Here is a 25267-nt window from a genome sequence, read left to right on the forward strand (position 1 = left end):
GATGCTAACTGTCCATCTGAGTGGTACGTACGCGCCGAATTCCGGCGTTCGTCGATTTCGTTCTGTTCGAAGAGTTATGTTTGGTTAGTCACATATGCTCTTCTTCCAACACCCAGCCGAGCGCCCGCTTGTAGTGCGTCATGAGCTTTCTGACACCTTCGTGTCGCATCTCCTCGGAGTCGAGTTCGTCCTTCAGGAACTCGTACTGCTCTCGAACTTCGGATTCGCTTCGCATACGCCGACGGTGGGCGGCCGGACGTATGTAGCCCGGCGGTCGTCTCGACTGGCGACCGCTCGCGGCCGCGTCGACTCGCCTCACTCCTGATGCTCTCCGCGTCGGGTCGCCGTGCTTTTGCGCCGTCGGAGCCAACCCGGTCGCATGGAGATACGCGGCGAGCGCGAGTGCAAGGAGTGCGACCACCGATGGTCGTACTACGAGACGGGAAGCGTATCGTGCCCGCAGTGCGGGAGCCTCCGGAGCGTCGGCGTCGGCGGCAGGGAGCGCCACACCGCCACGCAGACCGACCTCGACCTCTCGGCGCACCGCTCCGCCGTCGGCGACGGGTCGATTCGAGACGCCGCGCCGGCGTTGAAATCCGACCTCCGCGACTACGTCCGGCAGACGGGCTACATCCGCGGGGGCGAACTGCTCCCCCTCGGAGACACCCCGCTCGCGGCCCACGAACTCCTCCACGCGGTCGACGTGGTCGCCCGGTCGAACCGACCCACCGACGACGAACAGCTTTACGTCATCAGCCTGCTCCGCCGCGCCGACGAGGGCGAACGCCTCGCGCCGGACGCCGTGCCCGACTCGATGACCGACGCCCGCGGTCTCGCCTACGCCGAGGCCATCGACGCCTACTGTCGCGACCTCTCGACGTGGCTCGACGACAACCCGAACCCCGAGGTCAGGACGACGCTCGAAACCCTCTCGAACCACCGCAAACGCGTCGAGGCGCTCGACGGGGCCGTCTCGCTGTCGGAGTCCGAGGCGCTCGTCGAGGCCGCCCGCGAGATTCACACCGCGCTCGTCGACGACGACCTCGACGCGCTCGCGTCGGCCCGCGACACGCTCGCGGCGCTGTTCTGAGGCCGTCGACCGCCGCGTTCACCGAACGTTTTTGCCCCGCGGCGACCCTTCGCAGACGATGACTGCCGGATTCGACATCCACGAGGTTCGCCACCGGGTGAAACTACTCCGCGACGACGGCGACACGATGCTCGTCGAGAACCGCGACGGCGTGGCCTGTCCGGCCTGCGGCGACGACTTCTCGCAACTGCTCATCTCCGACCGAACCGCGCACAGCTTCGACGTGGACGCCGACACCCGATTCTGCGTCCGGCGGGACGGCGACCGACTGCTCGTGGCGACTCACGAGTGAGAAAAATCGGTTGGGCGGGCGTCAGCGCCCGACCGAGAGCCGAATCGGCCTGTGGACGCGGGCTCGCGTTCCGCTCCGAACTCAGGGGAGGTCGACGTCGATGCCCTCGGCCTTGGCGGCCGCCTTCACGGTGTTCCAGAGGAGCATCGCGCGGGTCATCGGGCCGACGCCGCCGGGGACCGGCGTGATGGCGCTGGCCTTCTCCTTCGCGGAGTCGAACTCCACGTCGCCGACGAGTTCGTAGCCCTTCTCGTTGTCCGCGTCGACGCGGTTGACGCCCACGTCGATGACGACGACGCCCTCCGAGAGCATGTCGCCGGTGACGAGTTCGGGGACGCCCGCGGCCGCGACGACGATGTCGGCCTCGCGGGTCTTCGCGGCGAGGTCGTCGGTGCGGGAGTGGCAGACCGTGACCGTGGCGTTGCCGCCCTCGGCCTTCTGGATGAGCAGGTTCGCCATCGGCTTGCCGACGATGTCCGAGCGGCCGACGACGACCACGTCCGCTCCCTCGGTCTCCACGTCGGCGGCGGCGAGGAGCTTCTGGACGCCGTGGGGCGTACAGGGCTTGAAGCGGGCGTCGCCGGCGACGAGGCGGCCCACGTTCTCGGGGTGGAAGCCGTCGACGTCCTTGGCGGGGTCGATGCGGCGGAGGACCGTCCGGTCGTCGACGTGGTCGGGGACGGGCATCTGGACGAGGATGCCGTGGACCTCGTCGTCGTCGTTGAGGTCGTCGACGAGCGAGTACAGCTCGTCGGCGGGCGTCTCGGGGTCGAGTTCGTAGTCGAACGCCTCGATGCCGACCTCCTCGCAGTCGCGCTGTTTCATCGAGACGTACGTCTCGCTGGCGGGGTCGTCGCTCATCAGCACGGTGGCGAGCCCCGGCTTCACGCCGGCCTCGTCGAGCGCGTCGATGGCGTCGGCCAGCCCGTCGCGAATCTCCTCGGCGACGGCGTTGCCGTCGATGATGGTCGTCATTGTCTCAGACAGCGCGCTCCGGGCATTTCAAAGATTCGAATTCGTGCGTATTCTTGGAGACGAGAGAAGCAAAATATACACGTCTGTGGCCATCTGCGGTCACCCGAACAGCAGATTCACGGCGGCCACCGCGACGCCCGCCAGCGCCATCCGCAGGCCGGCGACGTACCACCGCTGTTCCGATATCGACCCCATGTACGCGCCGAATGCAAAGAGGATGGCCGTTCCGAGGCCGACCGAGGCGAGCGTCGCCCACGTCATCGTCAGCAGCGTGCCGACCACGAGAAACGGGAGGAGCGGGACGACGATGCCGACGAGCGGGCCGAGTCCGCTTGCGGCCGCGTTGATTCCCCGCGCCGCGACTTGGTCGCGTTCGACCGCGGTCCCGCCGAGGTCGGCCAGCATGGCGTCTTCGATGCGCCCGAGTTCGGCCCGCTTTTCAGCGCGCTCTATCTCCCAGACGCTCCAGACGCCGGAGGTCGTCAGCCCCACCGCCGCGCCGACGCCGATTTCGACGACCGTCACCCCGTCCGTGACGCCGGTGAGGTATGCGCCGATGACGAGACCGATGCAGGTCAGCGCGCCGTCGAAGCCGTTCGAGACGAAGTACCGCCGGGAGATGGCGCGGACGCGGTCGTCGCGCAGGAGCGCGCCGAGTCGACCGAACATCACGACGGTGACGGGTCCTGCGGCTGGTTTCGGTACTCCACCAGCGTCTCGCCGGCGACGACTTCGTCCACCGAGTGGACCGTCCCGCCGAGGTCGCGGACGCGGCGTTCGACCTCGTCGGCGTCGATGGCCTCGCCCTCCACGACGAGCCTGAGGTTCTGCACCTCGCGGTCGGTTTCGAGGAGCGTCGCGTTCACGCCGGCCACGCCGGCCGCGTCCGCGACCTCGCGGGCGACCTCCACCGTCGAGGGGCTGTGCGGTTTCAACACGTCGAGAACGAGCCGACGAATCGGAGCCATATCGGACGGTGATACGGCGGCGCGGCTAATAGTGTTACTCGGGAGAGGGGTTTGAAAAGCCGAACGTCGGGCCGCAGTGGCCGCCTGCGAGCGTCGCTTACTCGTACAGCGGGTTGGCGTCGCAGAGTTCCTGCACGCGCTCGGAGACCTCCGCGAGCACGTCGTCGTCCTCGGGGGCGTCGACGACCTTCACGATGAGTTCGCCGACTTCGCGAATCTCGTCTTCACCGAAGCCGCGGGTGGTGAGCCCGGGCGTGCCGGCGCGGATACCGCTGGGGTTGAACGCCGAGCGCGTCTCGCCGGGGACGGTGTTCGCGTTGAGGACGATGCCCGTCGATTCGAGCGCCTCCTCGGCGGTGCCGCCGGTGAGGTCGGGGTGCGAGTCGCGGAGGTCGACGAGCACGAGGTGCGTGTCGGTGCCGCCGGAGACGACGCTGAGACCGTGGTCTTCGAACGTCTCGGCGAGAGCCTTCGCGTTGTCGACGACCTGCTGGGCGTACTCCTCGAACTCGGGTTCGAGCGCCTCTTTGAAGCCGACGGCCTTGCCGGCGATGTTGTGCATGAGGGGGCCGCCCTGCGCGCCGGGGAAGACGGCGCTGTCGATGTCGGAGGCGTACTCCTCGTCGCACATGATGATGCCGCCGCGACCGGCGCGGATGGTCTTGTGGGTCGAGCCGGTGACGAAGTCCGCGACGCCGACCGGCGAGGGGTGGACGCCGGCCGCGACGAGGCCCGTGATGTGGGCGATGTCGGCGAGGTGGAGCGCGTCAACGTCGTCTGCGACCTCCTGAATCGTCTCCCACTCGACGGCCCGCGGATACGCGGAGTAGCCGGAGACGATGATGTCCGGCTCGAACGCCGCGGCCTTCTCCGCGAGCTGGTCGTAGTCGATGTAGCCGGTTTCGGCGTCGACTTCGTACTGTTCGACGTCGTAGAGCTTGCCCGTGAAGTTCGCGGGGTGACCGTGGCTCAGGTGGCCGCCGTGGGTCAGGTCCAAGGAGAGAATCTTGTCGCCGGGGTCGAGCATGGCGAGGTAGACGCCCATGTTGGCCTGCGTGCCGGAGTGGGGCTGCACGTTGACGTGCTCCGCGCCCCAGAGTTCCTTCGCGCGCTCGACGGCGAGGGTCTCCACGTCGTCGGCGTACTCACAGCCAGCGTAGTAGCGCTTGCCGGGGTAGCCCTCGGCGTACTTGTTCGTCAGCGCGCTCCCTTGGGCTTCGAGGACCGCTTCGCTGACGTGGTTCTCCGAGGCGATCATCGCGAGCGTGTCGCGCTGGCGTTCGACCTCGCCGTCGAGGGCGTCTGCCACGGCGGGGTCGACGTCGCGGACGTGGCTGTAGTCCATACGTAGTATCCGGTCCAATCACGGCATAAATGTGTCCCATTTGGCTACGCCTGCCGGTGTTGTGTTGCACACCCATGTATATTCTGTGGCGTGCTACCGCGAACAGATACACGAACGCGCGAGACCCGCCTCTGTCGTCGTGTCTCCGGGCCGAACAGACGACTCGGGTCAGACCCCGCGGGTGACGACGACGCTCCGACCGAGTCCCTCGGTTCGGAACCGATTTTCCCACCCCACGATAGACGTAAAATTTCTGAAACTAGCAGCTCAATTCGCTCGATACAGCGTTGGTACAACTCGATTTCGAATACGTTCTGCCGGTCGTCTTGCGTTAATATTAAATATATTACCGGCGATATTCAAGCTATGGCTATTCGTTCTAATCTACTCGCTGAGGGGGTAGAAGACATCATCCAGTCCGTCCTCTCCTCGTCGGAAGACGAGGTGTTGGTCGCGAACCCGACCGCCGAGGTCATCGAGGGGCTCGTCGCCGTGGCGACAGACATCGACGGCGACCTCCCGGAAATTCGGCTCGTCGCCGACGAGGGCGTCCTGAAGGACGTGCTCGACGACTTCATCGTCGCCTCGAACGCCGCGAACCTCGTCGCCGACGGCGCGCTCTCGATGCGAACCGCCGCCGACGAAGTCGAGAACACGCTGTTCGTCACGCCGAACTCGGTCGTCGCGCTCGTCGCCGCCGGGGACAAGGTCGCCGGCCTCGTCACCGACGACGAGGCGTTCGTCGAGACGGCGTTCGAAGCTCATCAGGCCCACTGGGAGGACGCTCCCGAGTTCAAGCTCCGGACGCCGCCGCTCGCGCGCGTTCGCGAGACGCTCGGCGAGGACATCAGCGAAGAGACGCTCGCCGACTTCGACGCCGTGCTCGGCTCGCTGTCGTCGGCCCGCGGCGACGGCGACGGCCTCGACGAGGTGACCATCTCGCTGCTCGTCGCCGCCCGCAACGAGGTCCTCCTCTACGATATCTCGAAGTGGGGCGAGGACGTGGGCATCGCCAGCAAGGCGACGTTCTCCCGGACGAAGACGAAGCTCGAAGAGCTCGGCCTCATCGACACCGAGAAAGTTCCTATCGACGTCGGCCGCCCGCGACTCCGCCTGAAGCTCGGCGCGGACGAACTCGTCGCCGCCGGCGCGGACGAACTGGCCGACGAGGCCCAGAAACTGCTCGACGCGTAGCCGACCGCGACCCCCTCGCTTTTTCCCTCCGTCTCCCCTCGTCGCGCGCATGGACATCGGACTCGTCGGGAGCGGCCCCGCCGCCGAGTCGATTCGCGCGGCGTGCGCCGACATCGATGCGACGGTCGCGGAGACGACCCCCGACTCGCTCGGTTCGTTCGACCTCGGATTCGTCGTCGCCGCGGCCGGAAGCGACGCCTTCGACGCGGCCGACGAAACCGCTTCGCGGTGGCTCGCGGTCGAAATCGGCGGCGTCGGCGGACACGCCGTCCCCGACCTCGACGCGGCCGTCTCGGCGTTCGACCCCGAAAGCGCCGACTTCGCGGCCCTCCGGGCGCGGGTCGCGTCTACCACGGAGTCTGAGGGTCGCCCCGGCGGCGACCGTGCGGCCGTTCGACTCGCCGGCGCGGTGGCCGGGCAGCGCGGCATCGCGCTCCTCTCGGGCGACGACGTGGCCGGGACCGTCGTCGAAGTCCCCGGCCCCGAGCGGTCGTTTCTCCCGACTCCGTCGCCGACGGAGCGGGACCGAACTCTCGACCGCGACTTCCGCGCCGTCGAGCTAGACGACGCGCTCGCGCGGGCCGAATCGGCCGTTGACGACCGCGTCGGCATCGTCAGGCAGGTCGGGGAGCGCGAGTCGTTCCCGCTGCCGTACTACGTCGCGCAGACGGCGGACACGACGGTGTACGCCGACGCTCGGGCGGCCGAACTCGCCGGCGGCGCGGCCGCCGGCTGGGACGAGGCCTACATGAAGGCGCTCGGCGAGGCGCTCGAACGCTACTCGGCGGGCGTCTACCGAACCAGCGAGTTCGCCGTCGCGCCCGCGGCGTCCCGGCCGGCCGCGGTGCCGCCGAGTCGCTTCGTCAGACCCGACTCCTTCCGCGACCCCGACCCCGACGAACCGATTCAGTGGGTCGAAGGCGAGGACCTCGCGACCGGGGCGACCGTCTCGCTCCCGGCGGAGTTCGTCCACTATCCGCCGCCGTCGGAGCGACACAAGCCGTCGATTACGACCGGTCTCGGCCTCGGTAACTCCGGGACCGAGGCGATTCTCTCGGGGCTCTACGAGGTCGTCGAGCGCGACGCGACGATGCTCGCGTGGTACTCGACGTTCGACCCGCTCGGGCTGGACGTGACGGACGAGACGTTCGAGACGCTGGCGGCCCGCGCCCGCTCTGAGTCCCTCGAGGTGACTGCGCTCCTCGTGACGCAGGACGTGGACGTGCCGGTCGTGGCGGTGGCGGTCCACCGCGACGGCGAGTGGCCGAAGTTCGCCATGGGCTCCGGCGCGGACCTCGACGCGAACCGCGCCGCTCGGTCGGCGCTGGCCGAGGCGCTTCAGAACTGGACCGAACTGCGCGGCATGGGGCCAGAGCAGGCCGCGACGCAGGGCGGCGCGATTGCGACCTACGCCGACTTCCCGAAGCCCGCACGGACGTTCGTCTCGCCGGACACGACCATCCCCGCGGACTCGGTCGGTCCCGACGAAACCCCCGAAGGCGCGGCCGAACTCGACGCGGTCGTCTCGGCGGTCACAGACGCCGGTCTCGACGCCTACGCGGCGCGGACCACCCCGCGAGACGTGGCGCGCCTCGGCTTCGAGGCGGTCCGCGTGGTCGTGCCGGCGGCGCAACCGCTGTTTATCGGCGAGCCGTACTTCGCTGACCGCGCCGAGTCGGTGCCGCGAGACCTCGGCTTCGAGCCGCGACTGGACCGCGAGTTCCACCCGTTCCCGTAGTTGGCGGGTCACGGGGGTCGTGGGCTTCGTGGCTGACAGCCGGCACGGGCGGCCGCGCGGCAGGCGGGCCGAATCGAGTCCGCGCGGCGGTGTGCCGGACACCCGCAGGCCGCCGCGCGGCGTGCGTCACAGAATAGCGGCGGTGGCCGCGGCTCGGTACTTGAAGCTTCGCGGGAGAGAGAACGAGGGGTCGGAGAGGAAAGACAGCGGGTCGATTAGACGCCGAACGTCGCGCGGAGCATGTCGCGGCTCCCCGGTCCGAGTCCGACCGCGAGGACGGCGATGAGAAGCAAGATTGCGTAGCGCGGACTGTCCTCGAATATCTGCTCGTCGAACACCCAGACGACGGCCGTCGCGGCCACGAGTTTGACGAGCAGGAACGGCCACGCGTCGCCCGTGACGGCCAGCACCGACTCGGGGAGCGTGGAGGAGGTGAAATCGACGACCGCCTGATTCACCGGGTGCTTCGGGACGAGGTTGTGCCCCGCGCCGAGGTCGGTCATCCAGTTGAGGCCGATGACGTTCGCCACGCCGTCGATGGCGTGGCCCCAGATGACGACGAGGCCGATGTATCCCGTCCCCTCGTTGACTTCGGGGGCGAAGCGCTCGACGAGCCACCACGTCGCCGCGGCGGTGAGCGTCGCGCCGACGAGGATGACGACGAGCACCTGCGGGTAGAACGTCGCGCCCTGCGCGCCGGTGAGACCGGCCCACAGGAGGTAGCCGAGCGTGACCGCGAGCACAGCGAGACCCGCCCCGAACAGGGGTTTCACGTAGTCGTCGACCAGCCCCCGTCGCTCGGCGAGGACGCTCCCGACGACGGCGACGAGGGTGATTGCGAAGACGGTCACGTAGATGACCGGGCTGATGACGAGCGTGTTCAGCGGGTAGGTGATGAGGGCGTCGGCGACGCCGGGGGCGTCGTTGGCGTCCTCGACCACGCGGAACGCGCCGCCGAACAGCATGAACGGGAAGAGGGCGTAGAAGAACCGCGGGCGCTCACCGATGTCGAGGCGGCGGAGGAGGAACACGACGCCCGAGAGGGCGATGACGAGCGTGACCATGTAGCCGACCTCGGAGACGAGCGTGTAGCCGGGGTACGCGACGGGTTCGGCCGCGGCGGTGCACGCCGACGCCGTGTCGAGGTACTGGGTGACGCCGTCCGCGCGAACCGCGCAGACGGCCGAGTTCGCGTCGGCTTGGACGGGTCCCCAGAAGTAGTGCCAGATGAAGCCGTCGTAGACGACGCGAGGGAACGCGAGCGACCCGCCGACGAGGGCGACGAGGATGGCCGCGACGCCGAGCCCCCAGAGGCGCTCGGAGTCGAGACCCATTCGCTCTGCTACCGTTGCCATAGCCGATACCCCGACGGCGGGCCTGTTGAGGGTTCCGGTCTCTCGCACTCCCGGCGCACGCCTCGGCGGGGTGAGTCAGTTCCCGTCGCTGCGAGTCGCCCCCGCGGTGGGGTTCAGTCCTCGTCGTCCGGCTCGCGAATCGGCAACACCGGGTCGTCGTACTCAGTCCCGAGGATGACCATCGTCTGGGACCGCGAGAAGCCGTCGAGTTCGGCGATGTGGTCGAACATGAGCTCGCGCAGGGCGTCGGTGTCCTCGGCGTACACCCGGAGCATCACGTCCCACTCGCCGGTGGTGAGGTTAATCTCTTGGACGCCGTCGATGTCGCGGAGTTGCTGGAGCGCCTCCTTCTCGCGGCCCTGTTTCACCCGGAAGCCGACCAGCGCGGAGGTTCCCAGCCCGACCTGCCGCGGGTCGACGTGGGCGTGGTAGCCCTCGATGACGCCGGCGTCTTCCATCCGGCCGACCCGGTCGTGAACCGTCGCGCTCGACATATCGATTCTGCGGGCGATTTCGCTGAACGGGGTCCGCGCGTCCTCCATCAGAATCCGGAGAATCGCCCGGTCCGTCGCGTCGAGGTCCATGCTATCCTTTCTGATGGGGGGTAACTTCGCACTTGCGGATGGGAATCCGCCCGCGTCGGCGGCGGCGTTCGGCGGCCTCGGCTCGCCGGAATCGGCCGCCCGCTTCGCGCCGGTGCTACCGCCCGTCGATTTCGCGGGCCGCCTCCAGCACCGCGTCGTGGACGTGGCCGTTCGAGGCGACGAGGCCCTCCGAGTCGTGTCGCCACTCGTTGCCGTCGAGGTCGGTGACCGTGCCTCCGGCCATCCGGACGAGGTGCGCGCCGGCGACCGAGTCCCACGGGTTCGCCCGTTTGTTCGTGATAACGCCGTCGAGCGAACCGTCGGCGACGTACGAGAGCACGACCTGCATGCTCCCGTAGCGCCGCAGGTCGCCGAAGCGCGTGACGATGGCGCGGGCCGCGGCGGCGTACTCGTCGCGGGCGTCGTAGTCCCACCAGAACGTCGGACAGACCGTACACGTCTCGGGGTCGTCGCGCTGGCTCACCGAGATTTCCTCGCCGTTTCGGGAGGCCGTCTCGTCGTCGGCCGCGTAGCAGTCGTCCAGCGCGGGCAGGTAGTTGGCCGCCGCGACCGGCTCCCCGTCGCGGACGGCGGCGACCGCGGTCGCCCAGACCGGGACGTTGCGGACGAAGTTGTTCGTGCCGTCGATGGGGTCGACGACCCACGCCGGCCCCGACTCGGGAACCGATTTGCGTTCGTCTTCTTCCTCGCCGACGATGGGTTCGTCGGGGAACGCGCCGCGGATTCGCTCGACGACGCGGCGCTGGGCGTCCTTGTCGGCCTGCGTGACCACGTCCGTCTTCCCGCCTTTCGTCTCGACGGCGATGCCGGTTCTGAAGGCGCGCCGCGCGACTGCGCCGCCGTCGCGGGCCGCGCGCTGTGCCCGGTCCGCCCGGGCGTCGAGTTCGTTCATGGGCGTGACAGAACCGGCAGGTGCCTATATCCACCGACCCGGAGGCGACGCGGCCCGGTGGCTTATGTCGATGGGCGGTTTAGCTCGTGGCGTGTCAGACGCTATCGACCTCCCGGCGCGGGTCCGCGAGTCGCTCGCGGACTCGTTCGACGACGCCAGAGCGGCGGTCAGAGCCGGTGACGCCGAAACCGCGCTGGAACACGTCGAGGAAGCGTCTCGGGTGCTCGGCCACAAGGTGCCGCCGAGCCCGCTCAAGGAGAAACTGAAACACGGCGTGGCGGCCGTCGAGCGGACCGCGGCCGACGAACCGCTCGTCGCCTCGGAGTATCTCCGGCTGATGAGTCAGTTGGTGCAGCCGTAATCCGGGCGGAACGTCGCTCCCGTAACGCCGACCCGATGCGTCGCGTCGTCGTGTCGTAAACTGCGCCGCCGCGCGGGACGGCTCGCCCGCTCAGAGGGCGAACAACGGAAAAGCCAGAATCCGCAATTAGAACCCGGACGGAAGACGTTTTCCACAGCCCTCACGACCGTATTCGGCTTGCGCCGACTTCCCGAACTCCGATTCCTCGTGGTCCGGTACTTGGTCTTCCCGCCGCTCGCTCGCAGAGCGGTTACGGGGCTGTTTCGGTTCCTCTTCGGCACTTTGACCTCGTCTTCCTGTTACGAAAGACTCGGTGTTCGCGTCGATTCCATTCCTCCGCACCTTGCGATGCGTACCATCGTCGACGCCTTTCACGTCGCCCGACGGATTCGGTTTGGTCGTCCGGTACGCCCTTGCGCTTCCGGCAACACTACCGTAGGTTCGATAACATAATGAATGTTTCTGATATTTTCTGAATAGTCGGGGAACGACGATAGTCAGACCGTCCGATAGGTCAGTTGAAGCCGCCGTCAAATGTTGTCATCGGTCGGCTCTCTCCCGGCTATTTTCACCGGAAACGTGGTCTGTTCATGATGAATTGTTCGGGATGTCTCTAGAGACGCGTGGCGTCCCTGCCGCGGCGGCGTGGCCGAACAACTCACCGGAGTAGCAAAGACGGCGTCGGCGGTCGCCCGACCGGGTTTATATGGAACGGCGACCCACCTCGGCGTCCGTGTGCTCGCCCGCGGAAGGTGGGCCGCGACTTCACGGCGGCCGCTTACACGCCCGGATTCGAATCCCGCAGGACGCACCCACCGCTCATCGCGTCGCGTTTCGACAGAAGTGCGAGGGGAGGGATTTGAACCCACGGACCCCTACGGGAGCGGATCTTGAGTCCGCCGCTTTTTCCTGACTTAGCTACCCTCGCGCGTACTCAAGTACGACAGGGGGACCGCTAAAACGTTGCGAAACGTCAGACGAGGCCGCCGAACTGCTCGACGACGAGTCCGTGGTGTCGCCACCGATGGAGTTACCGGCCTTCCGGTCGCCCTGACTCACATGGACGAACACACCCGCGACCCGAGCGTCGCCCCGCCGCTCGGCAACCCGACGGGGTGGGACGACGACCTGCGGATGTGGGAGCACGCGACGCTCCGGCGGGCGGTCGAACACGGCGTCCGCCTGTTCAACGCCGGCGACTTCCACGAGAGCCACGACTGCTTCGAAGACGAGTGGTACAACTACGGCGCGGGGACCGCCGAAAGCGCCTTCCTCCACGGGATGGTGCAGGTCGCCGCCGGCGCGTACAAACACTTCGACTTCGAGAACGACGTCGGGATGCGGTCGCTGTTCGAGACGGCGCTGGAGTATCTCAGCGGCGTCCCGAGCGACTTCTACGGCGTCGACGTGGACGACGTGCGCGCGACCCTCCGGGCGGCGCTGGACGACCCGACGGCGCTCCACGGCTGGCAGATCGCCCTCGACGGACACCGCGCGACCGCCTACCCCGCCGACTACGACTACGTCGAGGGACTCGACCACTAATCGCGTCAGACCGGAGGTACCGAAGTTCCGAGGCGACCGTCTCGGCTGACACGTCCGCGAAAGCGGCGCGAACCGGGAGAATCTAAAGGTCCATTAGCGTCCAGTTCTAGGAACCGGCAATGCGAATCTACGAACTCGGTGACGGCACGCCGGAAGTCTCCGTCGTCGGGTCCATCCACGGCGACGAGCCCTGTGGTGCTCGCGCCATCGAGCGATTCGTCGCGGAGGACCCCGACGTCGAACGGCCGGTGAAGCTCATCGTCGCCAACGAAGAGGCGCTGGCGGCCGACGAGCGCTACCTCGACGATGACCTCAACCGGGCGTTCCCCGGCGACCCCAACGCCGAGAGCCACGAACGACGCCTCGCCCACGACCTCGGCCGCGAGGTCCGCGGCACCACGGCCTTCTCGATTCACTCCACCCAGTCGTACGCCGAACCGTTCGCCATCGTGGACGCCGTCGACGCCATCTCCCGGTCGATTCTTCCCCGGCTCCCGGTCGACGTGGCCGTCGAGACGAACCACTTCGCGGAGGGTCGCCTCATCGAACACGCCCACACCATCGAGGTCGAAGCCGGCCTCCAGAAGTCCGACGAGGCCGCCGACAACGCCTACTGGCTCATCCGGGCGTTCCTCACCGCGACCAACGTCCTCCCCGCGCCCGCGATTGCGAGCGACGGGGGCAGCGACGGCGGCGCACCCGACGAAACCGAGTCGCAGACCGAAGACGACCGGCTGAAACTCGGCATCCCCGAGGAACACAGCCTCGACGTGTTCCGCCTGCTCGAACGGCTTCCCAAGCCGCCGGCCGACCAGTACGAGGTCCACGCGACCAACTTCGAACCCGTCGTCGCCGGCGAGACGTTCGCCCGCGCCGACGCCGAGCAGTTCGTCGCCGACCGCGACTTCTACCCCATTCTCCTTTCGGCGTACGGCTACGCGGACATCTTCGGCTACGCCGGCGAGAAAGTCGGCACGCTCCCGTAGTCGGTCGGTTCTCTCGTTTTCCCCGTCTGTTCGTCGTCCTCCCCGCGAATCAGCGACCGCGTCGGTGGCGCGAACCGCAACGAACGCCTACTCGTCGGCGGGTTCGAACTCGACGAGCGTCAGGTTCCGGTCGAGGTGGCAGTGGTCGTGCGGGGGGTCGCCCAGCACGTCGTGGATGCGGTACTCCTGGTCGAACTCCGCCCCCTCGGGGACGCAGTACTCGTGGCTCGGGCACTCGGTGTGCGGGCAGGGACCTTGCAGGCTGGCCTTGCTCCCGGCGTACGCGCCCTTCGAGGGGACGTTCGCCGTGACCGGGGCCGGCTCGACCTCGACGGCGCGGACACCCTCGTCGTGGACGGCGCAGTCGAGGACCTGCGTGTTTTCGCGCACGTCGAGGACGCGGTAGCGGACGCCCTCGGTGAGATTGAGACACTGGCGGCGATACGGACAGCCCTCGCAGGCGCTCGATTCACCGTGGTAGACGAACTCGGTGCCGGGGTCGGTCAGGCGGGCACCGACGAGAGTGACGGAGGTCATAGCGGGGATTCTCCTGCGAGGCGGTTAAGGCTCCCGCCCGGTCAGTTCGTCGAGCTTCTCGAAGTAGTCCTCGCGGGGGACCTGGTAGGCGCTCCGGTAGTCTATCTCGCCGTCGGCAAAGCGCCCGGCGATGTCGGTCGCGCCGTCGACGGCCGCCTCGCGGGAGTCGAACTCCTCGACGACGGCCTCGATTTCGGGTTCGAGATAGAGCACCGCGTGCCACGTCTCGGTTCGTATCTGCGTCGCGCCCGGGCGGTTCGCCCGCGACCCGTTCCACACGAACACGGTCGGCATACACTCGGCGGGAAAGGCGCTCTCGTTGAACACGTCCGGGCGAAACGCGAGGATGCGCCGCCCCTCGGGTTCGTCGTTCCAGAGCGTCCACCCGTCGGGCAGGTCGGTCATGAGCGTGCTAGTCCGCCGCGCGTCCTAAGCCTTCCCGCTTCCGTCGCCACCGCCGCTCGGGCTCGACGAGTCGGTCGAGTCGGTCGCCGCGACGCCGGTTCGACGACCGTGGTTCACCTCTCGAACGTGACCGGGCGGCGACGACATGAATCCCAGCCGACCCGATTAACGGGACCGCCAACGGACTGAATCGCTGATTAAATCGCTACACTCCGGGTCGGATTCGGTTGAGAGAGACCGGTACGCATCTGGAAATCCCTGGATTCGAGACAATCAGTTGACCACTTCGGAGAAAGCGTTATATGCTAACGTCTCTCAAACACTATTAGTCTCGGTCCCCGGGCCGAGCGAGCCGTCGCGCATCGCCTGCAAATCGCCGATTCTGTTGCCCGTCGCCGACCCGTCGTGAGCGCGTAGCGGCGGCGACGCACTTCGATTCACCGCCCGCGGTCTGTCGCCGCGGGTCCGTGGCTCTGGGTGTGTCGTCTGCGACCCGCGAACGCGGGCGCGTCGCCCTCGGTCGTCTCCGGACGGCTGGTCCGACGAGGCTCCACGAACAATGACCGGCGAAATTGAAACACTCGCAGACCTGAGCAAGCACTACAAAGACTCCGTGCCCGCGGACCTCCGCGAGGCCAAGAGCTTCGAGTGGTACTTGGAAGAGGTCTACGCCCACCCAAAGATCGCTCGCAACGCCCACCAGCGCGTGGCGGACATGTTCGACTTCTACGGCACCCGTTACGACGAGGACGCGGGCGTCGTGGAGTACCTCATGGCCTCCGAAGACCCCCTTCACGACGGGGAGAACGTCTTCTACGGCCGCGAAGTGCACGAGTCGATACACGAGTTCGTCAACAAGGTGAAATCGGGGGCCCGCGGCCTCGGCCCCGAAAAACGCATCAAACTCCTGTTGGGCCCCGTCGGCTCCGGGAAGTCGCACTTCGACTGGATTGCCCGCCGCTACTTCGAGGACTACACCATGTCCGACGAAGGGCGGATGTACACCTTCCGATGGACGAACCTCGGCGACGTCATCCGCGACCAGGACCCGTCCGACGACGTGGTCAAGTCACCGATGAATCAGGACCCGCTCGTGTTGCTCCCGCAGGAACAGCGCAACGTGGTCATAGAGCAGTTGAACGAGAACCTCGACGCGCCCTACACCATCCGGAACGACCAGGCGTTAGACCCCGCCTCGGAGTTCTACATGGACCGACTGCTGGCCCACTACGACGACGACTTAGAGGAGGTCGTCGAGAACCACATCGAAATCGTCCGGCTCGTCGCCTCCGAGAACAAACGCCAGTGCATCGAGACGTTCGAGCCGAAGGACAAGAAGAACCAAGACGAGACGGAACTCACCGGCGACGTCAACTACTCGAAGCTCGCGGTGTACGGCGAGTCCGACCCGCGGGCGTTCGACTACGCCGGCGCGTTCTGTAACGCGAACCGCGGCATCTTCTCCGGCGAGGAACTGCTGAAGCTCCAGCGAGAGTTCCTCTACGACTTCCTGCACGCCTCGCAGGAACAGACCATCAAGCCGAAGAACAACCCCCGAATCGACATCGACCAAGTCATCGTCGGGCGGACGAACATGCCGGAGTACCGAGAGAAGAAGGGCGACGAGAAGATGGAGGCGTTCAACGACCGGACCAAGCGCATCGACTTCCCGTACGTCCTCGAGTACGAACAGGAGGCCGAAATCTACCGGAAGATGCTCCGCAACGCCGACGTGCCTGACATCCACGTCGAGCCGCACACGCTGGAGATGTCCGGGCTGTTCGGCGTCCTGACCCGCATCGTCGAACCCGACTCCGACACCATCTCGCTCGTCCAGAAGGCGAAGGCCTACAACGGCGAGCTGGACGACGGCGACGACGTGGACGTGCGCAAACTCCGCGAGGAGGGCGAGAAGAAAGCCGACATCGCAGAGGGCATGGACGGCGTCTCCGCCCGGTTCATCGGCGACGAAATCGCCGAAGCCATCATGGACGCGACCCACCGCGGCCGGGGCTACCTCTCGCCGCTGTCATCCTTCACCCACCTCGAAGAGAATCTCGAGAACCACGGGTCGATTCCCGAGGAGAACCTCGAACGCTACCACCGCTACCTCGAAATGGTCCGCGAGGAGTACAAAGAGCGCGCCATCGAGGACGTGCGCCACGCGCTCGCCTACGACATCGACGAGATTCGCCGGCAGGGCGAGAAGTACATGGACCACGTCATGGCCTACATCGACGACGCGACGGTCGAAGACGAACTGACGGGTCGCGACCAGGACCCCGACGAGAAGTTCCTCCGCGCGGTCGAAGAGAAGCTCAACATCCCCGAGGACCGCAAGGACGACTTCCGACAGGAGGTCTCCAACTGGGTCTCCCGGCGCGCCCGCGAGGGCACGTCGTTCAATCCGCAGGACAACGACCGCCTCCGCCGCGCCCTCGAACGCAAGCTCTGGGAGGACAAGAAACACAACATCAACTTCTCGGCGCTCGTGAGCGCGAACGAGCTGGACGACGACGAGCGCAACGCGTGGATCGACGCGCTCGTCGACCAGGGCTACTCGCGCGACGGCGCACGGGAGGTGCTCGAGTTCGCCGGTGCGGAGGTGGCGAAGACCGAACTCGAAGGGTGACCATGCGAGACTACATCCGCGAGGCGGACGAGGCGCTCCGCGGCACCTACGAGGAGCCGATGAGCCTCGGCGAGTACGTCGACGCCGCGTTCGAGTCGCCGTCTATCGCCTCCCACGCGTCGAAGTACCTCCTGGAAGCCATCGAGTCGATGGGGACCAGACAGGTGGTCGAACAGGGCGAGGAGAAACAGCGCTACCGCTTTTTCGACGACCCCGCCAACGACGGCGAGCACGCGGTCCTCGGCAACACGGAGGTGCTGAACGCCTTCGTCGACGACCTGCGGACCATCGCCGCCGACCGCGGCAAGGCCGAGAAAATCGTCTGGTTCGACGGCCCGACGGCCACGGGTAAATCCGAGTTGAAACGCTGTCTCATCAACGGCCTCCGGGAGTACTCGAAGACCGACGCGGGGCGGCGCTACACCGTCGAGTGGAACGTCGCCAACGCCGACGACACCCGCGGGCTGTCCTACGGCGGCGAGGTCGACGCCGCCGACGAGGACTGGTACGAGAGCCCGGTCCAGTCGCACCCGCTTTCGGTGTTCCCCGCCGACGTGCGCAAGCGACTGCTGTCCGACCTCAACAGCAGGAACGGCGACCACATCCCCGTCGACGTGGACGAGGACCTCGACCCGTTCTGTCTGGAGGCGTACACCTACCTCGAAGAGGAGTTCCGCCGGGCGGGGAAAACCGACCTCTTCAGCGCCGTCACCGACCCGAAACACCTCCGGGTGAAGAACTACGTCGTCGACGTCGGCCGCGGCGTCGGCGTCCTCCACTCGGAGGACGACGGCTCGCCCAAGGAGCGACTGGTGGGGTCGTGGATGCCGAGCATGCTCCGCGAGCTGAACTCCCGCGGGCGGAAGAACCCGCAGGCGTTCAGCTACGACGGCGTGCTCTCGCAGGGCAACGGCCTCCTCACCATCGTCGAGGACGCCACCCAGCACGCCGACCTGCTCCAGAAGCTCCTGAACGTCCCCGACGAGGGGCACGTCAAACTGGACAAGGGTATCGGGATGGACATCGACACCCAGCTCGTCATCATCTCGAACCCGGACCTCGACGCCGAACTCGACAAGTACGCCGACAGGAACGGCCGCGACCCGCTGAAGGCGCTCAAGCGCCGGCTCAACAAACACGAGTTCCGCTACCTGACGAACCTCTCGCTGGAGGCCGAACTCATCCGCCGCGAACTGACCAACGAGACGAGCGTCTGGACCGACGACCCCGAGGCGATGGCCGACCGCGTCGCCGAGGCCGTCGCATTGGACGTCCGCGAGGGACCGGGCGAGGTCCGCACCCGCGAACTCGCGCCCCACACCGTCGAGGCCGCCGCGCTATACAGCGTCGTAACCCGCCTCGACGACGACGACGTGCCGCGCGACCCGGACCTCGAATTCGACCTCGTGGACAAGGCGCTGTTGTTCGACCGCGGCTACCTGCAAGTCGGTGACCAGCGCCGCGAGGTGTCCGCGTTCGAGTTCGTCGGCGACGCCGAGGGAACCCACGGGATTCCCGTGACGTTCACCCGCGATGTCATCGCTGACTTGCTCCACGACCGCATCGACCGCAGACACCCCGACCTCGACGTGTCGTCGGTGGTGATGCCGACCGACGTGCTCGACGAGATGGTCGCAGAACTCTCGGACGCGCCCGTGTTCTCGCGGGCGGAGTCCTCGGAGTACGAGGGCCGCATCGCGGCCGTCAAATCGTACATCTTCGACCAGCAGGAGGCCGACGTGCTCGACGCGCTCCTCGCGGACAAAGGGGTCGAGCGCGAGACGGTCGAGGAGTACGTCGAACACGTCTACGCGTGGGCGTCCGACGGACAGATAGAGACCGAACGCGGGCCGGTCGACCCCGACCCGCTTCTGATGAAACTGTTCGAGACCGAGCACCTCGGGCGCTTCTCGCCGGACGACTACGAGGGCAACGAGCCCTCCGAGTCGGTCGAGGAGTTCCGAAACGAGAAGGTCATCACCGCGCTCAACCGCTACGCGTGGGAGAACCGCGACGAGGGCTTTACCGTCTCCGACGTGGACCTCACCGAGATTCCGGTCATCCGGACGGTGCTCGAAACCCACGACTGGGAGGACGTGCGCCGGCTGTTTGCCGACCTCGACCCCCGCCAGTGGGACGACCCGCCGGCGAACACCGAGACGGCGCGGGTGAAAGCCCGCACCATCGACGAACTGGTCGACCGCGGCTACACCGCCGCGTCGGCCGAACTGACCAGCCGTGCCGTGATGAAGGAGGTGAGCCACACATGGGACTGAGAGACGACCTCGAACGATTCCGCGAAGTGGGCGAAGAGCGCCGCGAAGACCTCAAGGAGTTCATCTCCTACGGCGACCTCGGCGCGTCCGGGTCGAAAGACATCAAGATACCAATCAAGGTCGTGGACCTGCCGGAGTTCAAGTACGACCGCCTCGACATGGGCGGCGTCGGACAGGGCAAAGGCGGCACGCCCGACGTGGGCCAGCCGCTCGGCCAGCCCGAGCCCGGCGACGGCGAGGGCGAAGACGGCGACCCCGGCGAGGAGGGGGCCGAACACGAGTACTACGAGATGGACCCCGAGCAGTTCGCGGAGGCGTTAGACGAGGAACTCGGCCTCGAACTCGAACCGAAGGGCAAGGAGGTCGTAGAGGAGGTCGAAGGCGACTTCACCGACATCACCCGGAGCGGCCCCCACAGCACCCTCGACTTCGAGCGCCTGTTCAAGGAGGGCCTGAAGCGCAAGCTGGCGATGGACTTCGACGAGGAGTTCGTCCGCGAGGCGATGAAGGTCGAGGGCACCACCGCCCGCGAGGTGTTCGAATGGTGCCGCGAGAACAACATCCTCGTCTCGATGGCGTGGATAGAAGACGAGTGGAGCCGCATCCCGGACGACGAACGCGGGGCGTGGGCCTCCTTCGCGGAGATGGAGGAGAACGTCGAGCGGACGACGGCCATCCAGCGCATCCGCCGGGAAGGGCTCCGCGAGATTCCGTTCCGCCGCGAGGACGAGCGCTACCGCCACCCCGAAGTCATCGAGAAGAAGCAGTCGAACGTCGTGGTCGTCAACATCCGCGACGTGTCGGGGTCGATGCGGGAGACGAAGCGCGAACTCGTCGAGCGCACGTTCACGCCGCTGGACTGGTATCTCACGGGCAAGTACGACCACGCCGAGTTCGTCTACATCGCCCACGACGCCGAGGCGTGGGAGGTCGAACGCGACGAGTTCTTCGGCATCCGCTCGGGCGGCGGGACGCGAATCTCGTCGGCCTACGAGCTGGCCAAGGAGGTCTTAGACGAGCGCTACCCGTGGCGCGAGTGGAACCGCTACGTCTTCGCCGCGGGCGACTCCGAGAACTCCTCGAACGACACGAAAGAGCGGGTCGTCCCGCTCATGCAGGAGATAGACGCGAACCTCCACGCCTACGTGGAGACCCAGCCCGGCGGGACCGCAATCAACGCAACCCACGCAGAAGAGGTCGAACGGAGCCTCGGAGAGCAGGGTAACGTCGTGGTCGCGTACGTCTCGGAGCCCGACGACGTCATCGACGCCATCTACACCATCCTCAGCACGGAGGCGACAGCAGAATGAGTTTCAGACGACACCGCAGAGACGCACAGCGCGAGGCCGCCAGACTCGACGAGCCCGTCCGGGAGGCCGGCGCGCTCGCCAAGAAGCTCGGACTCGACCCCTACCCGGTGAACTACTGGGTGGTCAACTACGACGAGATGAACCAGCTCATCGCCTACGGCGGCTTCCAAGAGCGGTATCCGCACTGGCGGTGGGGGATGACCTACGACCGCCAGCGGAAGACCGACCAGTTCGGCATGGGCAAGGCGTTCGAAATCGTCAACAACGACGACCCCGCGAACGCCTTCCTCCAGGAGTCGAACTCGCTGGCCGACCAGAAGGCCGTCATCACCCACGTCGAGGCGCACTCGGACTTCTTCAAGAACAACCAGTGGTTCGGGCTGTTCTCCGACGAGGGGCAGTTCGCCGCGGCCGCGATGCTCGAACGCCACGCCCAGACCATCGAGCGGTACGTCCAGAACCCCGACATCAGCCGGGACGACGTGGAGAAGTTCATCGACGCCGTGCTCTGTCTGGAAGACACCATCGACCAGCACCGGACCATCCGCGAGGCCGCCGCCGACGAGGACGGCCGCATCCCCGAGGACATCCGCGCCCAGTTGGACAGCCTCGACATCTCCGACGACGTGCGCCGCGAGGTGTTCGACGACGCGTGGCTCGAACAGGTCGAGGAGGCCGAACGCGAGGCCGCGAAGCTCACCGACCCCCGGAAGGACGTGCTCGCGTACGTCCGCGAACACGGCATGCGGTACGACGAGGAGACGGGCAAGGCCGAGGAGATGGAGCCGTGGCAGAAGGACGTCCTCGACATGCTCCGCGAGGAGGCGTACTACTTCGCCGCCCAGAAGATGACGAAGGTGATGAACGAGGGCTGGGCGGCCTACTGGGAGTCGCTCATGATGGGCGACGAGCGCTTCGCGGGCACGGACGAGTTCATCACCTACGCCGACCACCAGTCGCGCGTCCTCGGCTCGCCCGGACTCAACCCCTACAAGCTCGGCAAGGAGCTGTGGGAGTACATCGAGAACTCGACGAACCGCGCGGAGGTCGCAGACAAACTCCTGCGCGTGACGGGCGTCACGTGGCGCAACTTCCACGAGACGGTCGACTTCGACGAGGTGCAGGAACACCTCCGGGCGGACCCAGCTATCGACGGCGTCAGCGCCGACTCGCTCGACGAACTGTCCGAACTCGGCCCCGACGACCCGAGAGTCGACCACGAGACGCTCGACAGGGCGCTGTCGGGCGACGACTCGCTCGACCTCGATGCGTACCCGTGGAAGCTCCTCACCTACGAGGGGCTCGCGGAGCGACACTACTCGCTCGTCAAGTCGCAGAACCGCGGGTTCCTCAGCCGGATTCGGCGCTCCGAACTCGAACAGCTCTCGCGGTATATGTTCGACGACGAGGTGTACGACAGCGTCGAAGACGCCCTCGCCGACGTGGACAAGACCGCCGGCTGGGACCGGATGCGCGAGATTCGCGAGAGCCACAACGACGTGACGTTCCTCGACGCATTCCTCTCCGAGGAGTTCGTCCGCGCGAACCACTACTTCGCCTACGAGTACTCCCAGTCGTCCCAGCAGTTCCGCGTCTCGTCGTCGGAGTACCGCGACGTGAAAAAGAAGCTCCTGTTCCAGTTCACCAACTTCGGGAAGCCGACCATCGCGGTGTACGACGGGAACTTCGACAACCGCGGGGAACTCCTCTTGGGCCACCAGTACAACGGCGTCATCCTCGACATGAAGCAGGCCAAGGGCGTCTTAGAGCGCGTCTACCACCTCTGGGGCCGGCCGGTGAATCTGATGACCATCACGAAGGAGTTCGACGAACACGAGGTCGAAGTCGCCCGGCGACGGGGGCGCGAGCCGACGCCCGAAGAGCGAGCCATCCGGATTCGGTACGACGGCGAGTCGTTCGAGGAACACGACCTCGACCCCGAACTGGAAGCCCGCATCGCCGCCGGCGAGGTCGACTACGACACGAAGCCCGATGACTGGCTCTGAGCGGAGCGATGGACGACGCTGACTCGTCGACTCCGCCCGGAGACGAAGAGCAGGCGGACGACTCGCTCGACGAGGCCGACATCCACGACGTGCTCAGAAACGAGCGGCGACGGCTCGCGCTCGAACGGCTGCGCGACGGTGACGGGCCGGAGTCGGTCGGTGACCTCGCGGAGCACATCGCCGAGATAGAGTCCGGCGAGTCGCCGCCCCCGAAGAACGTTCGCCAGAGCGTCTACATCTCGCTGCACCAGACCCACCTCCCTAAACTCGACTCGCTCCGCATCGTCGCGTACGACTCGCGGGCGAAGACCGTCTCGCTGGGGTCGAGCGCGGCGGAACTCGACTACTTCCTGGACGACGCGGAGCCGACGCAAGCTCCCTTCGCGCTCCTGTCGCTCGCGACCTGTCTGGCTGGACTCGCGCTCCTCGTCGCCGGCTGGATGGGCGTCCCCGTCATCGACCGCGTGGACCCGCGGCTCGTCGCCGGCCTCGCGCTCACCGCCGTCGCCGTCGTCGCCGGCGCGGAGCTCGGATTGCGGACGCGAAGCCGAACGTAGCTCGGAGACACGGTCGCGGTCCGTCCTATTCCACCCGCCCCGATTCCATCAGCCCCGAATCCGCCGTTCGACTCAAGTCACCCCCATCCTAAGCGCCGCCGATGATGTCCGAGTCAACTTCGCTCGCGTGGTTCCGCCGCGACCTCCGTCTGCACGACAACGCGGCGTTCGCGGCCGCCTGCGACGCCGACCGCGTGGTTCCCGTCTACTGCGTGGACCCGCGCGAGTACGGCGACCGACCGTTCGGCGGCCCCGACTCCTTCGACTTCGAGAAGACCGGCGCGCACCGCGCCCGCTTCCGCCTCGAATCGCTGGCCGACCTGCGGGCGTCGCTCCGCGACCGCGGAAGCGACCTCGTCGTCCGCGAGGGTCGCCCCGAGTCCGTCCTCCCCGAGGTGGCCGCCACCGTCGACGCCGACTTCGTGACGGTCCACACGCGCCCGACACCCGAGGAGTCGCGCGTCGAATCGGCGGTCGAAACGGAACTTCGAGACGGCGGCGTCGAACTCCGGCGCTTCTGGGGGCACACGCTCACCCACCTCGACGACCTCCCGATGGCGCTTTCCGACCTCCCGGACACGTACACGACGTTTCGGAAGGCGGTCGAATCGGCCGCCGAAGACGCCGGGACGGGCGATGCAGCAGCCGGCGACGAGCACGCGAGCGACGGCGACCCCGGCGGCCGCGACCCGCTTCCCGAACCGACCGTCCCGCCGCTTCCCGACGACGCGCCCGACGCGGGCGACCTCCCCGCGGTCTCCGACCTCGTCGGAACCGCGGACGCGAACGCCGACCGCGCTCCCGACGACCGCGGCGTCCTCCCCTTCGACGGCGGCGAGACGGCCGCGCTCGACCGCGTTGAGTCGTACATCTGGGCGGGCGACCACCTCCGCGAGTACAAGGAGACGCGGAACGGGCTGCTCGGAGCCGACTACTCCTCGAAGTTCTCGCCGTGGCTGAACGAGGGCTGTCTCTCGCCGCGGTACGTCAAGGCCGAGGTGGACCGCTACGAGGCCCGCCGAGTCGAAAACGACTCGACGTACTGGCTCGTATTCGAACTCCGCTGGCGCGACTTCTTCCAGTTCCAGTTCGCCAAACACGGGAGCGACTGCTTCCGCCGCGAGGGCATCCGCGAACGGACCGATATCGACTGGCGACGCGACGACGCAAAGTTCGAGCGCTGGGCGGCGGGGAAAACTGGTATCCCCTTCGTCGACGCGAACATGCGAGAACTGAACGCGACGGGTTACATGTCGAACCGCGGGCGACAGAACGCCGCGTCGTTCCTCGCGAACGACCTCCGACTGGACTGGCGACGCGGCGCGGCCTACTTCGAGACGCGACTCGTCGACTACGACCCCGCGTCGAACTACGGCAACTGGGCCTACATCGCGGGCGTCGGCAACGACTCGCGGGACCGCTCGTTCGACGTGCGCTGGCAGGCGACGCGCTACGACGAGGACGCCGAGTACGTGAAGACGTGGCTCCCCCAACTCGACGCGTTACCCGCCGAATACGCTCACGAACCGTGGCAACTCAGCGGGGCCGAACAGGCGTCCTACGGCGTCGAGTTGGGCGTGGACTACCCCGAACCGATGGTCGATTTCTCCGATTAGATGCCCCACGCGTCGTCGGTCTCGCCGCCGACACGGGCCACGGCGACCGCGAGAACCGTCACGAGCGCGAACCCGATGAACGCGAGTCGGGGAATCGTCAGGAGGCCGCCGAGCATCGAATACTGGATGGACGTACACGGGCCGCCGACGGTACAGGTCGCTCCGGGCGCGACTTGCAGGTACGAATGGTAGCCCGAAAGCGCGAGGCCGCCGAGCGAGAGGGGGAGCACCGTCTTCCAGACGTCGGGTCGGTCCTCGACCGCGGCGACCCCGAGCACCACGACGAGCGGGTACATCAGGATGCGCTGGTACCAACAGAGGTCGCAGGGCGTCAGTCCGAGGCCGAGGCTGAAGTAGAGGCTCCCGCTCGTCGCGGCGAGCGCGACGAGCGTTCCCGCGGCGAGCGTGGCGCGCGTCGCGTCCGACACGGTCAGGCGCTCCCGCGACGAGGCGCGCGCCTCGCTCCGCTCGGTCCGTTCGGCTTCGGAGCCGACTGCTGTCGCTCCTCGGGCGGTTCGCCACGGTCTCGTCGAGTCGAGTTGCGTATCATCGCTCGTTGGTCGTGGCGCGACGATAGCCCTC

The 25267-nt window shown here is 67.2% G+C and carries 24 protein-coding genes and 1 tRNA gene; 13 read left to right on the plus strand and 12 right to left on the minus strand.

Annotated features, from left to right (window positions below; all coding sequences use genetic code 11):
- Nucleotides 1–88: 88 nt before the first annotated feature.
- Complete coding sequence (locus DEQ67_RS09015; protein ID WP_004061251.1) at nucleotides 89–235, minus strand: hypothetical protein; 147 nt, start codon at nucleotides 233–235, stop codon at nucleotides 89–91.
- 144 nt (nucleotides 236–379) lie between these two features.
- Here DEQ67_RS09015 and DEQ67_RS09020 point away from each other — a divergent pair, with 144 nt between their 5' ends.
- Nucleotides 380–1090, plus strand: coding sequence for a DUF7117 family protein (locus DEQ67_RS09020; protein WP_115861690.1), 711 nt, complete (start codon nucleotides 380–382; stop codon nucleotides 1088–1090).
- Nucleotides 1091–1148: 58 nt separating this feature from the next.
- A complete protein-coding gene (locus tag DEQ67_RS09025) occupies nucleotides 1149–1382 on the plus strand; it encodes a DUF7385 family protein (RefSeq protein ID WP_004044682.1) in 234 nt (77 codons plus the stop codon).
- Between the two features lie 81 nt (nucleotides 1383–1463).
- Here DEQ67_RS09025 and folD read toward each other — a convergent pair whose 3' ends face one another.
- From folD to glyA, 4 genes are all read right to left on the minus strand, one after another.
- Nucleotides 1464–2357, minus strand: coding sequence for a bifunctional methylenetetrahydrofolate dehydrogenase/methenyltetrahydrofolate cyclohydrolase FolD (folD, locus tag DEQ67_RS09030; protein ID WP_115861692.1), 894 nt, complete (start codon nucleotides 2355–2357; stop codon nucleotides 1464–1466).
- 99 nt (nucleotides 2358–2456) lie between these two features.
- Nucleotides 2457–3026, minus strand: coding sequence for a VIT1/CCC1 transporter family protein (locus tag DEQ67_RS09035; RefSeq protein WP_115861694.1), 570 nt, complete (start codon nucleotides 3024–3026; stop codon nucleotides 2457–2459).
- Nucleotides 3026–3325 carry a DUF211 domain-containing protein gene (locus DEQ67_RS09040; protein ID WP_004044679.1) on the minus strand — a complete coding sequence of 100 codons (300 nt, stop codon included), beginning with the start codon at nucleotides 3323–3325 and terminating at the stop codon, nucleotides 3026–3028. Before DEQ67_RS09040 ends, DEQ67_RS09035 begins: the two co-directional genes overlap by 1 nt.
- Before the next feature lie 97 nt (nucleotides 3326–3422).
- Nucleotides 3423–4670, minus strand: coding sequence for a serine hydroxymethyltransferase (glyA, locus tag DEQ67_RS09045; protein ID WP_004061258.1), 1248 nt, complete (start codon nucleotides 4668–4670; stop codon nucleotides 3423–3425).
- A 366-nt stretch (nucleotides 4671–5036) separates the two neighbouring features.
- Here glyA and tbsP point away from each other — a divergent pair, with 366 nt between their 5' ends.
- On the plus strand, nucleotides 5037–5864 hold the full coding sequence (gene tbsP, locus DEQ67_RS09050; protein ID WP_004061260.1) for a transcriptional regulator TbsP: 828 nt from the start codon (nucleotides 5037–5039) through the stop codon (nucleotides 5862–5864).
- 49 nt (nucleotides 5865–5913) lie between these two features.
- The gene (locus tag DEQ67_RS09055) at nucleotides 5914–7602 is read left to right on the plus strand and encodes a YcaO-like family protein (RefSeq protein WP_115891507.1); all 1689 of its coding nucleotides are present in this window, start codon (nucleotides 5914–5916) and stop codon (nucleotides 7600–7602) included.
- Nucleotides 7603–7817: 215 nt separating this feature from the next.
- On the opposite strand, the gene DEQ67_RS09060 is transcribed toward DEQ67_RS09055, so the two are convergent.
- From DEQ67_RS09060 to DEQ67_RS09070, 3 genes are all read right to left on the minus strand, one after another.
- Complete coding sequence (locus DEQ67_RS09060) at nucleotides 7818–8936, minus strand: DUF63 family protein (protein ID WP_199519424.1); 1119 nt, start codon at nucleotides 8934–8936, stop codon at nucleotides 7818–7820.
- Between the two features lie 134 nt (nucleotides 8937–9070).
- Complete coding sequence (locus DEQ67_RS09065; protein WP_004044674.1) at nucleotides 9071–9541, minus strand: Lrp/AsnC family transcriptional regulator; 471 nt, start codon at nucleotides 9539–9541, stop codon at nucleotides 9071–9073.
- Between the two features lie 115 nt (nucleotides 9542–9656).
- Nucleotides 9657–10454 (minus strand): inositol monophosphatase family protein, encoded by a 798-nt coding sequence (locus DEQ67_RS09070; protein WP_115861700.1) that lies wholly within the window; start codon nucleotides 10452–10454, stop codon nucleotides 9657–9659.
- A gap of 91 nt (nucleotides 10455–10545) precedes the next feature.
- Between DEQ67_RS09070 and DEQ67_RS09075 the strand changes: the two genes are divergently transcribed.
- Nucleotides 10546–10815 (plus strand): hypothetical protein, encoded by a 270-nt coding sequence (locus DEQ67_RS09075; RefSeq protein ID WP_004044672.1) that lies wholly within the window; start codon nucleotides 10546–10548, stop codon nucleotides 10813–10815.
- A gap of 844 nt (nucleotides 10816–11659) precedes the next feature.
- On the opposite strand, the gene DEQ67_RS09080 is transcribed toward DEQ67_RS09075, so the two are convergent.
- Nucleotides 11660–11743: transfer RNA gene (locus tag DEQ67_RS09080), tRNA-Leu, on the minus strand.
- A gap of 131 nt (nucleotides 11744–11874) precedes the next feature.
- Between DEQ67_RS09080 and DEQ67_RS09085 the strand changes: the two genes are divergently transcribed.
- Together DEQ67_RS09085 and DEQ67_RS09090 are read left to right on the plus strand one after the other, a co-directional pair.
- Nucleotides 11875–12360: a DUF309 domain-containing protein gene (locus DEQ67_RS09085; protein WP_004044671.1), complete on the plus strand. Its 486-nt coding sequence runs from the start codon at nucleotides 11875–11877 to the stop codon at nucleotides 12358–12360.
- A 119-nt stretch (nucleotides 12361–12479) separates the two neighbouring features.
- On the plus strand, nucleotides 12480–13346 hold the full coding sequence (locus DEQ67_RS09090) for a succinylglutamate desuccinylase/aspartoacylase domain-containing protein (RefSeq protein ID WP_115861702.1): 867 nt from the start codon (nucleotides 12480–12482) through the stop codon (nucleotides 13344–13346).
- An 87-nt stretch (nucleotides 13347–13433) separates the two neighbouring features.
- Here the strand turns inward: DEQ67_RS09090 and DEQ67_RS09095 are convergent, their stop codons facing one another.
- Nucleotides 13434–13883 carry a UPF0179 family protein gene (locus tag DEQ67_RS09095; protein ID WP_004061267.1) on the minus strand — a complete coding sequence of 150 codons (450 nt, stop codon included), beginning with the start codon at nucleotides 13881–13883 and terminating at the stop codon, nucleotides 13434–13436.
- Between the two features lie 24 nt (nucleotides 13884–13907).
- Nucleotides 13908–14288, minus strand: a complete 381-nt coding sequence (locus DEQ67_RS09100) for a DUF5820 family protein (protein WP_004061268.1) — start codon at nucleotides 14286–14288, stop codon at nucleotides 13908–13910.
- A 559-nt stretch (nucleotides 14289–14847) separates the two neighbouring features.
- Here DEQ67_RS09100 and DEQ67_RS09105 point away from each other — a divergent pair.
- The 6 genes from DEQ67_RS09105 (at nucleotide 14848) to DEQ67_RS09130 (ending at nucleotide 24685) form a co-directional block, all read left to right on the plus strand.
- Nucleotides 14848–16920, plus strand: a complete 2073-nt coding sequence (locus tag DEQ67_RS09105; protein ID WP_115891506.1) for a PrkA family serine protein kinase — start codon at nucleotides 14848–14850, stop codon at nucleotides 16918–16920.
- A 2-nt stretch (nucleotides 16921–16922) separates the two neighbouring features.
- Nucleotides 16923–19196, plus strand: coding sequence for a PrkA family serine protein kinase (locus tag DEQ67_RS09110; RefSeq protein ID WP_049896334.1), 2274 nt, complete (start codon nucleotides 16923–16925; stop codon nucleotides 19194–19196).
- Nucleotides 19187–20506, plus strand: a complete 1320-nt coding sequence (locus tag DEQ67_RS09115) for a YeaH/YhbH family protein (protein ID WP_004044665.1) — start codon at nucleotides 19187–19189, stop codon at nucleotides 20504–20506. The genes DEQ67_RS09110 and DEQ67_RS09115 overlap by 10 nt, the downstream gene beginning before the upstream one ends.
- Nucleotides 20503–22512, plus strand: coding sequence for a SpoVR family protein (locus DEQ67_RS09120; protein WP_115802772.1), 2010 nt, complete (start codon nucleotides 20503–20505; stop codon nucleotides 22510–22512). The genes DEQ67_RS09115 and DEQ67_RS09120 overlap by 4 nt, the downstream gene beginning before the upstream one ends.
- 8 nt (nucleotides 22513–22520) lie before the next feature.
- Entirely contained in the window at nucleotides 22521–23069 is a 549-nt protein-coding gene (locus DEQ67_RS09125) for a DUF7344 domain-containing protein (RefSeq protein ID WP_008605649.1), read from the plus strand.
- A 104-nt stretch (nucleotides 23070–23173) separates the two neighbouring features.
- The gene (locus tag DEQ67_RS09130; protein ID WP_115861872.1) at nucleotides 23174–24685 is read left to right on the plus strand and encodes a DASH family cryptochrome; all 1512 of its coding nucleotides are present in this window, start codon (nucleotides 23174–23176) and stop codon (nucleotides 24683–24685) included.
- Here the strand turns inward: DEQ67_RS09130 and DEQ67_RS09135 are convergent.
- Nucleotides 24682–25113, minus strand: a complete 432-nt coding sequence (locus DEQ67_RS09135; RefSeq protein WP_004061283.1) for a disulfide bond formation protein B — start codon at nucleotides 25111–25113, stop codon at nucleotides 24682–24684. The two genes, DEQ67_RS09130 and DEQ67_RS09135, sit on opposite strands and share 4 nt — an antisense overlap.
- Between the last annotated feature and the right edge of the window lie 154 nt (nucleotides 25114–25267).

The organism is Haloferax sp. Atlit-48N, assembly GCF_003383015.2.
GTDB classification, from domain to species: Archaea; Halobacteriota; Halobacteria; order Halobacteriales; family Haloferacaceae; genus Haloferax; species Haloferax volcanii.